The organism is Streptomyces sp. NBC_01476 (genome assembly GCF_036227265.1).
Classification (GTDB): domain Bacteria; phylum Actinomycetota; class Actinomycetes; order Streptomycetales; family Streptomycetaceae; genus Actinacidiphila.
Genome location: NZ_CP109446.1, coordinates 7,362,599 through 7,373,943, shown reverse-complemented (window position 1 = coordinate 7,373,943; position 11,345 = coordinate 7,362,599). Strand labels below are relative to the sequence as shown.

At 71.1% G+C, this 11,345-nt stretch carries 13 protein-coding genes; 8 read left to right on the top strand and 5 right to left on the bottom strand.

Going from position 1 to position 11,345, the window contains the following annotated elements; translation table 11 throughout:
- Positions 1–101: 101 nt before the first annotated feature.
- Positions 102–1,130 (top strand): aldo/keto reductase, encoded by a 1,029-nt coding sequence (locus tag OG552_RS32115; protein WP_329138957.1) that lies wholly within the window; start codon positions 102–104, stop codon positions 1,128–1,130.
- A 101-nt stretch (positions 1,131–1,231) separates the two neighbouring features.
- On the opposite strand, the gene OG552_RS32110 is transcribed toward OG552_RS32115, so the two are convergent.
- Positions 1,232–2,113 carry a LysR family transcriptional regulator gene (locus tag OG552_RS32110; RefSeq protein ID WP_329138955.1) on the bottom strand — a complete coding sequence of 294 codons (882 nt, stop codon included), beginning with the start codon at positions 2,111–2,113 and terminating at the stop codon, positions 1,232–1,234.
- A gap of 33 nt (positions 2,114–2,146) precedes the next feature.
- Here OG552_RS32110 and OG552_RS32105 point away from each other — a divergent pair, with 33 nt between their 5' ends.
- Positions 2,147–2,500, top strand: coding sequence for a hypothetical protein (locus tag OG552_RS32105; RefSeq protein WP_329138953.1), 354 nt, complete (start codon positions 2,147–2,149; stop codon positions 2,498–2,500).
- 36 nt (positions 2,501–2,536) lie between these two features.
- Here OG552_RS32105 and OG552_RS32100 read toward each other — a convergent pair whose 3' ends face one another.
- The 3 genes from OG552_RS32100 to OG552_RS32090 form a co-directional block, all read right to left on the bottom strand.
- Positions 2,537–2,908: a fluoride efflux transporter FluC gene (locus tag OG552_RS32100; protein ID WP_329138951.1), complete on the bottom strand. Its 372-nt coding sequence runs from the start codon at positions 2,906–2,908 to the stop codon at positions 2,537–2,539.
- Positions 2,905–3,402, bottom strand: coding sequence for a fluoride efflux transporter CrcB (gene crcB / locus OG552_RS32095; RefSeq protein ID WP_329138949.1), 498 nt, complete (start codon positions 3,400–3,402; stop codon positions 2,905–2,907). Before crcB ends, OG552_RS32100 begins: the two co-directional genes overlap by 4 nt.
- 320 nt (positions 3,403–3,722) lie before the next feature.
- A complete protein-coding gene (locus OG552_RS32090; RefSeq protein WP_329138947.1) occupies positions 3,723–4,649 on the bottom strand; it encodes a TIGR03620 family F420-dependent LLM class oxidoreductase in 927 nt (308 codons plus the stop codon).
- A gap of 411 nt (positions 4,650–5,060) precedes the next feature.
- Between OG552_RS32090 and OG552_RS32085 the strand changes: the two genes are divergently transcribed.
- From OG552_RS32085 to OG552_RS32075, 3 genes are all read left to right on the top strand, one after another.
- Positions 5,061–6,878: an ABC transporter ATP-binding protein gene (locus tag OG552_RS32085; protein ID WP_329138944.1), complete on the top strand. Its 1,818-nt coding sequence runs from the start codon at positions 5,061–5,063 to the stop codon at positions 6,876–6,878.
- A 58-nt stretch (positions 6,879–6,936) separates the two neighbouring features.
- Positions 6,937–7,182 (top strand): hypothetical protein, encoded by a 246-nt coding sequence (locus OG552_RS32080; RefSeq protein WP_329138942.1) that lies wholly within the window; start codon positions 6,937–6,939, stop codon positions 7,180–7,182.
- Between the two features lie 261 nt (positions 7,183–7,443).
- Positions 7,444–7,989, top strand: a complete 546-nt coding sequence (locus OG552_RS32075; protein WP_329138940.1) for a cysteine hydrolase family protein — start codon at positions 7,444–7,446, stop codon at positions 7,987–7,989.
- Positions 7,990–8,037: 48 nt separating this feature from the next.
- On the opposite strand, the gene OG552_RS32070 is transcribed toward OG552_RS32075, so the two are convergent.
- On the bottom strand, positions 8,038–8,994 hold the full coding sequence (locus OG552_RS32070; RefSeq protein WP_329138938.1) for a helix-turn-helix transcriptional regulator: 957 nt from the start codon (positions 8,992–8,994) through the stop codon (positions 8,038–8,040).
- Positions 8,995–9,067: 73 nt separating this feature from the next.
- On the opposite strand from OG552_RS32070, the gene OG552_RS32065 reads away from it, so the two are divergent.
- From OG552_RS32065 to OG552_RS32055, 3 genes are all read left to right on the top strand, one after another.
- A complete protein-coding gene (locus OG552_RS32065) occupies positions 9,068–9,841 on the top strand; it encodes an SDR family oxidoreductase (protein WP_329138936.1) in 774 nt (257 codons plus the stop codon).
- A 114-nt stretch (positions 9,842–9,955) separates the two neighbouring features.
- Complete coding sequence (locus OG552_RS32060) at positions 9,956–10,984, top strand: SDR family NAD(P)-dependent oxidoreductase (RefSeq protein ID WP_329138934.1); 1,029 nt, start codon at positions 9,956–9,958, stop codon at positions 10,982–10,984.
- A 94-nt stretch (positions 10,985–11,078) separates the two neighbouring features.
- Entirely contained in the window at positions 11,079–11,225 is a 147-nt protein-coding gene (locus OG552_RS32055; RefSeq protein WP_329138932.1) for a hypothetical protein, read from the top strand.
- Positions 11,226–11,345: the final 120 nt, after the last annotated feature.

Sequence of the window (11,345 nt, the reverse complement as noted above, 5' to 3'; positions counted from 1 at the left end):
GCCGTTCCGTATAGTTCCGGAAAGGCGTTCCGCTTAACCTCAGGTTACGGCATCGGCGGAGCGCCCACCACGCCCCCGGCCACCACGGCAGGAGAAACCGTATGCACTACCGCACCCTCGGCCGCACCGGCATCAAGGTCAGTCCCTACGCGCTCGGCGCGATGATGTTCGGCGCCCTGGGCAACCCCGACCACGACGAGTCGGTCCGCATCATCCACAGAGCACTGGACGCGGGGATCAACTTCGTCGACACCGCCGACGCGTACTCCCGCGGCGAGTCGGAGGAGATCGTCGGCAAGGCGCTCAAGGGACGTCGCGACGACATCGTCCTCGCGACCAAACTGCATCTCCCGATGGGTGACGACCCCAATCAGCGGGGCAACTCCAGGCGCTGGATCATGACCGCGGTCGAGAACTCGCTGCGCCGCCTGCAGACCGACCACATCGACCTCTACCAGATCCACCGGCCGGACCCCGACACCGACATCGAGGACACGCTTTCGGCGCTCTCGGACCTGATCCACAGCGGCAAGGTCCGGGTGATCGGGTCGTCCACGATGCCCGCCTCCGACATCGTGGAGGCCCAGTGGGTGGCGGAGCGGCGTGGTCTGGAACGGTTCCGCACCGAACAACCGACCTTCTCGATCCTCAACCGCGGTATCGAATCCGAGGTGCTGCCCGTCGCCCAGCGCTACGGAATGGGCACGCTGGTGTGGAGCCCGCTGGCGAAGGGGATGCTCACCGGACGCATCCGCAAGGGGCAGCAGACCGACCTCCGCCGTGCCGCCGTCTTCCAGTCCTTCGGCGACGAGCGCCGGCTCGATGCCATCGAGCAGATCATTCCGCTCGCCGAAGAGGCCGGTCTGCGGATGACGCACCTCGCGATGGCGTTCGCCATCGCCCATCCCGGGGTGACCAGCGCGATCATCGGGCCGCGCACGATGGAGCAGCTCGACGACCTGCTCGCCGGCGTCGACGTCACCCTCACCGACGAGATCCTCGACCGGATCGACGCGATCGTCCCGCCCGGCACGGACGTCGGCGCACCCGACAGCTCCGCCTACCTGCCGCCGGCGCTCCAGCACCCGGCCCTCCGCCGCCGGCCGGCCACGGAACGCGCCGCCGCCTGAGTCACGGCCCCGCAACCCGCGTTCCCCCACCCCGTCCCGGCACAGCCCGCGTTCGCGCAATCCGCCTCCCCTCAGCCCGCGTCCGCTCAGCCCGGGTCCGCTCAGCCCGCGTCCTGCCGCGGGGCCCCCAAGCCGGCCGCCACTGCGACCGCCGCCTCGACGAACGAGGCGACGAGTGGCCGGCGGTCGAGCTCCGACCAGGCGACGACCAGGCGGCTGGGCGCCGCGCCGGTCACCGGGACGTACACCAGCCCGGGGTGGACGGGCTCGACGAGCGAGCGCGGGAGCACCGCGATGATCCGGCCGAGCATGATGAGCTGGACCATCTGCGCGCCGTCCGCGATCTCCGGCCCGCTGCCGTCGTCGGGCACTCCCGTCCAGCGCACGCCTTTCCAGCGCGCCAGCGTCTCGTGCTCGAGGTCGGCCAGCCGCACCTCGGTCCGTGCGGCCAGCCGGTGGCCGCGGGGCAGGAGCGCGACGCGCCCTTCGACGAACAGCGTCTCGGACGCGAGCCCGGTGAGGTCGTCGAACGGCGCGTACAGCAGCGCCACGTCGGCCCTGCCGTCGCGCACGTGGTCGGCGCGGTCGGTGGCACCGCCGAAGAGGATGTCCACCCGGCGTGCGTCGGGCCGGGCGGCGTACTCCGCGAGGATCCCGGAGAGCAGATGGGCGTCTCCGCCCGGCTTGATCACCAGCCGCAGGTGAGCCTGGGCATCACCGGCCCGGCGCGCGGCCTGGGCCGCGGCGCTGACCGCGTTGAGCGCGTGGCGGCCGTGGTGCAGCAGCGCCTCCCCGGCCGGGGTGAGCGCGACATGCCGGCTCGACCGGCTGAGCAGCTGCACACCCAGCCGCGCCTCGATCCGCCGGATCGCTTTCGACAGTGCGGGCTGCGCGATCGACAGACGGACCGCGGCACGGCCGAAGTGCAGCTCCTCGGCGACCGCCACGAAGTACTCGAGCTCGCGCGCCTCCAGATCAATCATGCCTGCAGGTTATCGCTGAAGATCCGACCGGTCTTGGACTTCACCGCCGGGCGGCGGTTCGATGGACCCATGATCAGCCACACGATGATTGTCTCGTTCGATCCATCCATCCCCGACGCCGACCTCGATCAGTATCTGAAAGACATGGAAAGTCTGATGACGGGCTCGGGGCGCATCCAGGAGTTCGCGGCACAGCGCCACATCCGCGTGCCGGGGGACGACCACGCTCCCCTCTTCGTCGCCAGCGCGGTCGTGCGGTTCGGTCTCGCCGACCTCGACGCGCTCAACGCGGCGTTCAGCACGCCCGGACTTGAGGAGTTCATCCAGCGCTGGCAGTCCCGGTACCCGTACAAGGTCGTCTGGGCGCATCACGAACCGCTGTCGTAGGGGCCCTGATGGGCAGCCGCGGCGGAGAGGAAATCCTCAGGCCGTCGCGTACGTGCCGAGAGCCAGTCCGAAGGAGGCGGCTCCGAGGGCCACCATGATCGACACCGCGACGTCCGCCACGGCGTAGAACCTGAAGCCGTCCTCGAACAGCCGCAGGGCGGTGTACGAGAAGGTCGAGTACGTCGACAGCGCTCCGCACAGTCCGACCCCCAGACCTTCGAGCAGTGCGCCGGGGGCACCGCCGAGGACGAGCCCGGTGACCAGGCCCAGCACCAGACTGGCCAGGGCGTTGACCGCCAGCGTCCCCCAGGGGAACACCGTCTTCCACGCGCCCTGCACCTGCTTGTCGATCAGGTAGCGCATGGGTGCCCCCAGCGCCGCGCCCAGCGCGACCCACAGAGCGTTCACCGGGCGCGGCGGGCGCTGCGGAGCGCGACGATACGGCGTGTGGTGAGCGCCCCAGTGCTCACGGCGGCCAACGCCCCTGCCATGGTGCCCAGGATGTTGACAAGCGCCGGGCCCGGGTGCCCGGTGGCGATCAGACGCTGACTGTCCACGGCGTACGTGGAGAAGGTCGTGAAGCCGCCCAGCACGCCCGTCGCGAGGAACGGCCTCACCAAGCGGTTGACCGTGCGCATATCGCTGACGACGACCAGGAGAACACCGATCAGGAAACAGCCGGTCAGATTCACCCCGAAGGTCGTGTACGGAAAACGGCCGGCCGGATCGGACCAGAGACGGGAGGCGAGATAACGGGCCTCGGCGCCGATTACCCCGCCGGCGGCGACCACGGCGATCACATCGGCGCCACGCGCCCGCCAGCGGTGCTCGTTGGCGGCGAGCGCGTCGAAGTCGCAGTTCATCGGCTCTTTTTTATGGTGCGGCAGACTGTCCGACGCCATCGAAGACCCCTCATCCACCCATGAATCGACCGGTACCGGAAATCCCCGGGGAGCAGTGCACCCGCAGAGGATAGATGTTCTGCGGGGAATTGACCGATCGCCACTCCAGCCCCGGGCTTTTCGTGTTCCGGCGATCCGGCGATCCGGCGGTGTGCCGGGGAATGGGTGCGGAACTCCGTCAGCCGTGCGCTGACGCGGGCCCGTGGATTCTTGAGCGGCCGGCGGGCCGCCACGGCGTCAGCGGCCGGCGGCCTGCCGCGTCGCCCGGAGCCCGCCGTACTCAATGCTGGCCAATACCGGCCAATGCCAGTCAGCGCCGGTCAGCGCCGGTCAATGCTGGTCAACGCCGGGGCGAGCCACTCCAGTTGGTCCACCCCCACCGAGAACGCGGTGCCGATCTGCGGCAGCAGCGTCACGTGGTCCGCGCCTGCCGCCAGGTGTTCGCGTACCCTGTCCGCGATTGCGGCCGGATCGCCGTGGGCGATGACCGCGTCCACCAGCCGGTCACCCACCTCGGTGATCTCCCGCTCGGAGTAGCCCAGTTGGGCCAGGGCGGCGGCGTACGACGGGCGGTCGAGGGCCTCCGCCATCCGCTGCCGCGCCACGGCCCTCGCCCGGTCCCGGTCGTCGTCCGGGACCACCGACAGTCCGATGACGAGCAGCTTGTCCGGGCCGAGTGTCCGCCGCGCCCGCACGGTGAACTCGGGAGGCTGCACCGCGGGCAGCGCTCCGTCGGCGATCTCGCCGGCCAGCGCGAGCATCTTCGGTCCGTTCGCGGCGATGATCCGCGGATAGGGGACGTCGGGCGCGGGCGGCTGGGTCGGGGCGGCCATCCGGTTCAGGTAGGCGCGCAGGGTGGCCAGCGGGGTACCGAATTCCAGGCCCACGCTCGCCGCCTGCTGCGGGTATCCGACGCCCATGCCGAGCACGAACCGGCCGGGATACGCCTGGGCCAGCACGGCCGCGGCGCCGTGCATGGTCGGGGGTTGCCGGGCCCAGATGTTGGCGACGCCGGTGCCGAACACCATCCGGTCCGTGGCTGCCAGGAGGACGGCCAGCTGGACGAGGGCGTCCTTGCCGCCGATGACCTCGTTGGTCCAGACGGCGCGGTAGCCGGCGCGTTCCAGCCGGTCGACGGCCTTGCGCTGCGCGTCGATGGACAGGGCGGTGGTGAACGAGACCGGCAAGGTCACCCCGACCGGCCCCAGCGCCCGGCGGGCCGCGTCGATCACGGTGGTGGTCCCCATGGAGATGCTCCTCGGACGGTTCTGGCGGCTGAGAACGTTGCCGTCGCGGAGGATCCGGCCGGCCCGGGACGGCTTTCGACGGCCGCTGTCCCGTGCGTCACACTCTGCGAGCGCCGAGCGGCCCAGGTCCAGTGAATCTTTCGCACGACGCATCCCGCTTCCGGCAACACCCCAGCTCACAAGCGCGAAGAGAAAACGCTTGGACGGTGCGGGCGCCGTCACGGGACACTGCGTCTCCCGGCCCGCCCGTGCAACGGATGGGGCGTCACGAGTTCGGCGGGGCTCACCCGCGGCGCCCCGGCCGGACGACAAGGGGAGGACCGGAGCGCGGGCACTCAGAAGCAGGCTCCGCGGGGCCGGTGAGGCAGCGGCTTCGCGGATTCCCGCACGACCACGCAGGGTTGGGATGGGATGGGATCGCCTGAATCGCGCAAGGATTCACCGGACAGGGGTTCGGTGTTCCTGGCACTGCGGTACTACACAGGAGAGTTGACCCGGTTACGGTGGCTGACGGTGCCGGGCATGCTGCTCCCGGCGCTGGGCAACATCGGGATCAACTACATCGCGCCGCTCGTCATCGCCAAGCTCGTCGGCCGTATCGCAGGCGACGCCGGCCTCGCCATCGGCTCGACGCTGCCCTACGTCCTCGGCTTCGCCGGTGTCCTGCTGCTCGCGGAGACCCTGTGGCGGCTCGGCCTGCACTGCCTGAACCGCCTGGACGCCCTGGGGATCGAGCAGCTGTACGTGATCGGCATGGACGAGCTGTTCGCCAAGGACGCCGCCTTCTTCCACGACAACTTCGCCGGGTCGCTGACCAAGCGGGTGCTGAGTTTCGCCTCCCGCTTCGAGGAGTTCGTCGACACGCTGACGTTCTCGGTCGTGGGCAGCCTCGTGCCGCTGGTGTTCGGTTCTGTGGTGCTGTGGCGCTACCAACCGCTCCTGGTCGTCGGGCTGGTAGGGATGATCGCGCTGACGGGGCTGGTGGTGACACCGTTGATCCGCCGCCGTCAGGCGCTCGTCGGGCGCCGTGAGGAGGCCATCGCCCGGGTGTCGGGTCACGTCGCGGACAGCCTGATGAACATCGACACGGTCAGGGCGTTCGCCGCCGAGGAGCGCGAGGCGGCCGAACACCGGTCGCGTGTCGCGGAATCGCGCCGGCTCACGCTGCGGTCATGGGATTACGGCAACCTGCGCATCGACACGCTGGTCGCGCCGCTGTCCGTGCTCACCAACGCGCTGGGTCTGCTGCTCGCGGTCGCGCTGGGCGGGAGCCGGCACAGTGTGGAGGAGGTCGTGGTCGCCTTCACGTACTACAGCAACGCGACGCGGGTCATGTTCGAGTTCAACCAGATCTACCGCCGGCTGGAGAGCTCGATGACCGAGGCCGCGCAGTTCACCGAACTGCTGCGGACGCCGCCGACCGTGGTCGATCCGCCGTCGCCGGAGCCGCTGCGGTCCCGGGGCGCCGACGTCCGCTTCGAGCAGGTGGTCTTCGCCCACGCGGGCGCGGAACCGCTCTTCGAAGGTCTCGACCTGGCCGTGCCCAGCGGCGGGAAGGTCGGTTTCGTCGGCCGGTCCGGCGGCGGCAAGACCACGCTCATCCGGCTGCTGCTGCGGATCACGGACGTCGACGCGGGCCGCATCCTGATCGGGGGCCAGGACATCAGCAGGCTGCGCCAGGCCGACCTGCGCAGCCTGATCGCCTATGTGCCGCAGGACCCGGCGATGTTCCACCGCACGCTGCGGGAGAACATCGCGTTCGCCCGGCCGGATGCCACCCCCGCCGAGATCCGCCGCGCGGCCGAGGTCGCCCATGTCACGGAGTTCGCCGACGCACTGCCGGACGGCTTCGACACCATGGTGGGCGAACGCGGTGTCAAGCTCTCCGGCGGACAGCGCCAGCGCGTCGCCTTGGCCAGAGCGGTCCTGCGTGACGCGCCGATCCTGCTGCTGGACGAGGCGACCAGCGCGCTGGACTCCGAGAGCGAACTCCTCGTCCAGGAGGCGCTGTGGCGGCTGATGGAGGGACGGACCGCGCTGGTGGTGGCGCACCGGCTGAGCACGGTCGCCACCATGGACCGGCTCGTCGTCCTCGACCGCGGGCGGATCCTCGAACAGGGCACGCACCAGGAACTGCTCACCTCGGACGGCGCCTACGCGAAACTGTGGCAGCACCAGTCGGGCGGCTTCCTCGACGACACCGCGGGCACCGAGAGCCCCGTGCGGTAGGGGGGTTTGGCCCAGGATGACCGGGGAAGGCGGACCAAGGACTTTGGAGATGATATGAGTGGAACTGTTCGATGGTGAGCTGCCCGGCCCGGCCACAGCGGAAGTCCCGATAGTCGGCTACCCGCACCTCCCGAAAATCGCGATCGAGAGTTCCCTGCGGGACCTGGGTCCTGACGAGGTGGAGAGCGTTCTCCGGTACGAGAGCAGGCACCGGGCCCGGACCCCGGTCATCCGGCTGCTGACCGCGCGGCTGCGGCGGTTCCGCGACGGCGACGGCGCCGCCGCGCCGGCCACGGAGGGCTAGAACCACTGCCGCGCCCCGCGGCCCGGTTTCCGGGCGGGTGCGGCATACGGACCACGTGCAGGCCCCGGCGCTGGAAGCCCTGGCGCCGGCCGAGGCCCTGATCGGCGACGCGGTCCGCGCCGGCCACAAGTCAGCGCCCAGCGCGCCGACGCCGACGACAGCGCCTTCGCCGGCCGGCTGGTGGCCGCCCTCCTGGACCTCACCCGGCAGCCCGGCCCCGCCCGACATGTCCCCGCGCCCCGGCGGGGGGAGGATGTCGGTATGGGCAGTGATCACACCTCCGCACTCGTCGTCATCGACATGATCAACACCTACGACCACCCCGACGCGGAGCCGCTGGTCGCGTCGGTACGCCAGGCGCTGCCCGCCGTCCGGACCGCGATCGACACCGCACGCAGGAGCGGTACCGACGTGATCTACGTCAACGACAACTTCGGCCGCTGGCGCTCCCACCACGACGAGCTGGTGGAGACGGCACTGCGGGGACAGTACGCGGACCTGGTGAAGCCGGTGCTGCCGGACGAGGATTCCCTGTTCGTCGTCAAGGCCCGCCACTCGATCTTCTTCCAGACACCGCTGGAGTATCTGCTCCAGCAGAACGGCATCCGGCACATCGTGCTCTGCGGTCAGGTGACGGAGCAGTGCGTGCTCTACTCCGCGCTGGACGCCCACATCCGCCACCTGGAGCTGACCGTGCTCCAGGACGCCGTGGCCCACATCCACCAGGACCTGGCGGACGCGGCGCTGCGGATGATGGAGCGGAACATGGGCGCCCGGCTGCAGCACGCAGCCGACCTGAAGTTCTGAGCCCGGTCCGTTCCCCGCGGCCGCTCTTGCGGCCCGGCGGTCCCCGGATCACCGGGAGCGGTGGCCCGCGGAGCCGGTCAGCCGGGCGGTGGCGGGGCCGCTGCCGTGGCGGGAACGGTACGCGCGCGGGGATTCCCCGACCTCGCGGCGGAAAGCGGTACTGAAGGCGCCGGCCGTCGAGTAGCCGAGCTGGAGGGCGAGTTCGTCGATGTGCGCGTCGCTCTGCCGCAGCGCGCGCCGGGCGACGTACATCCGCCAGCCGGTCAGGTAGGACAGCGGCGGTTTCCCGACCAGGGCGGTGAACCGCTCGGCGAAGGCGGTGCGTGACATGGCCGAGCGGTGGGCGAGCTCTTCGAGGCGCCAGGCCCGCCCGGGGTCGTCGTGCATCGCGCGCAGCGCCGGGCGGATGCCGTCGTCCAGGAGGCCGCGTGCCCACCCGACGGGCACGGACTCGCCGTCCTCGACCATGGCGCGCAGCACTTCGAGGATGACCAGGCGCGCGTGCAGCCTGCTCGCCGGCTCCGAGGCCACGCGCTCCGCCATGGCCTCGTCGACGAGATGGTGCAAGGTGCCGGCCAGTCTGGCGGTGTCACGGCCGGCCGGAAGGTGCAGCAGAGCACCGCCGAGGCCCGCGACCAGCGCGTCGGTCCCGTCGGCCAGGTCGATGTGACCGCCGACCACGACGACGTCCTCACCGCACCCGGCATGGTAAAACGCCTGGCCAGGCGGGTGGACGAAGGACCTCTGCAGTCCGCCGCCGTCCCGTGCGTCCTCGACCAGCACCGACCCGCAGCCGTTCATGACCACGACATCCCCGGCACCGGCCACCACGGACTCGCCGCGGTCGTCCGCGGAGACCCGGGCGCTTCCGCGGGCGACGGCGAGCAGCTTCAGCCGCACCGTCGGGTGGAACCGGGTGCGCCACCTGCCGCCCGCGGTGAAGCCGGCGGAGATCACCCCGTTGACTTCCAGCAGGTCGAACACCGTTCCCAGGTCATCCCTCATATTCGTACTATCGCACCGGTTTCCCGGACGGGCACGGAAGCCGCCGGGCCCCGGCCCCGGCGACGATCTCCGTATGACCAGCTCAGAACAGCCCGCCCCCGCGACGGACCGCCGCGTCGTGATCGTCACCGGCGGATCGCGCGGGATCGGCCGCCGGATCGCGGAGCGGTTCGCGGCGGCGGGACACACCGTCGCCATCGCGTACCGCTCGAACACCGGCACGGCCGAACACCTGGTGGAGGACATCGTCAGCCGTGGCGGTGACGCCATCGCCGTACAGACCGACGTGGCCGACGCCGACAGCGTCGCCTCGCTCTTCCGGACCACCCGGCAGCGCCTCGGCCAGGTGGACGTCGTCGTGCACGCCGCCGCGGTGCTGGCGACCGCCTCCGTCACGGAACTGACCGTCGCGGACATGCGTGCCGCCGTGGAGACCAACCTGCTCGGCACGATGTTCGTGGGACAGCAGGCCGCACGGCACCTGCGCGACGGCGGCGCGATCGTCAACATCTCCAGTGCCATCACCAGGAACCTGCCGCCGCAGTACGCCGCCTATGCCGCCTCCAAGGCCGGCGTGGAGGCGTTCACCGTCGTGCTGGCCCGTGAACTCGGTGCGCGCGGCATCACCGTCAACGCCGTCGCCCCCGGCCCCACCGTGACCGACATGTTCGAGGCCGACCTGCGGCGTGCCCCTGACCCGCAGGCCGCGCGAGCCGCCATCCAGGCGCTCTCCCCGCTGGACCGCGTCGGCGTCCCCGACGACATCGCCGACGTGGTCCTGGCCGTGGCGCTCGATCTGCGATGGATCGACGGGCAGATCGTCCACACCTCCGGCGGCGTCGTCTGACCTCTCCCCCGGGCCGCACCAGGAACCCGCGACCGCGTCGCCCTCGCGGAGGCGGCCCGGGGAGTGACGGCCGACCGTGGAAATCTCACCTCTGTGGAAGCGAGTGCACAACCCATGACCAGCCTGCAGCACCCCATCGGCTCCGGCTTCAGCGCCGCGAACACCGCCCTTGACATCATTCACGGCATTCACGGCATCGACGGCACTGACGGCACTGACGGCATCGACCTGAGCGGCCGCACCGCCGTGGTGACCGGTGGCCACTCCGGTATCGGCCTGGAGACCACCCGGGCACTCAGCGCGGCGGGAGCCACGGTCGTCGTTCCGGTGCGCTGTCCGGACAAGGCCCGCGCCCGGCTCGCCGGGATCGACCGGGTCGAGATCGCCCACCTGGACCTGATCGACCCGGTGAGCGTCGACAGGTTCGCCGACGACCTGCTCGCCGCGAAACGCCCGGTGCACATCCTGGTGAACAGCGCCGGCATCATGCGGGTGCCGCTGACCCGCGACGCCCGCGGGTACGAGGCCCACTTCGCCACCAACCACCTCGGCCACTTCCAGCTCGCGGTACGGCTGTGGCCGGCCCTGCGACGGGCCCAGGGTGCCCGTGTCGTCGCCGTGTCGGCCTGGGCGCACCGGCTCTCCCCCGTGCACCTGGACGATCCGAACTTCGACCGTCGCCCGTACGACGAGTGGATGGGCTACGCGCAGTCCAAGACGGCCAACATCCTCTTCGCGCTCGATCTGGACCGGCGCGGTGAACCCGACGGCATCCGGGGTTTCTCCCTGCATCCCGGATCGATCATCACCACCGACCTCTCACCGTGGGCCACCGACACCGACCGGCGGGCGATGAACCTCATCGACGACCGCGGCGAGCCGATCATCGACCCGGAACGCGGCGCCAAGACAGCCGAGCAGGGCGCCTCGACCAGCGTCTGGTGCGCCACCAGCCCGCAGCTCGACGGCTACGGCGGTGTCTACTGCGAGAACAACGACATCTCCCCCCTGGCCGCCGACGACGACACCGTCGAGGGCCGCACCAGCTGGCCGGTAGGTGTCGCGCCCCACGCCATCGACCCGGGCACGGCGGCAGACCTGTGGGACCTCAGCGAACGGCTCACCGGGGCGAGGCCCGCCTGAGGGCACGTCGTTCACCCCCTGCGCGGAGGGCGGCGGAAAGCCCTGGGGCCGGATCGGGGCGCCCACCGCGTGCGCCGGCTTCCCCCGTGACCCGGTGAACGTGCCCCGGGAGTTCGCGGAACGGTTCTGCACCGTACGGGACTGGCAGGAGTCTCCGGCCGGCGGCCATTTCGCGGCGTGCGGACGCCAGCGGGACTACGTACGCGGCATCCGCTCGGCGGTGTCGCTCGCCGCAGGCTGAGCGGGGAGGTGCGCGCGGCCCCTGCGGGGGCGTTCCGGCTCTCCGGTCTGCCGGCACGACGTCGGGTTCCGGGACGCCGCCGCGGGGCCTCCGGGACGGGGCGGGCCACGCGGATGTCCC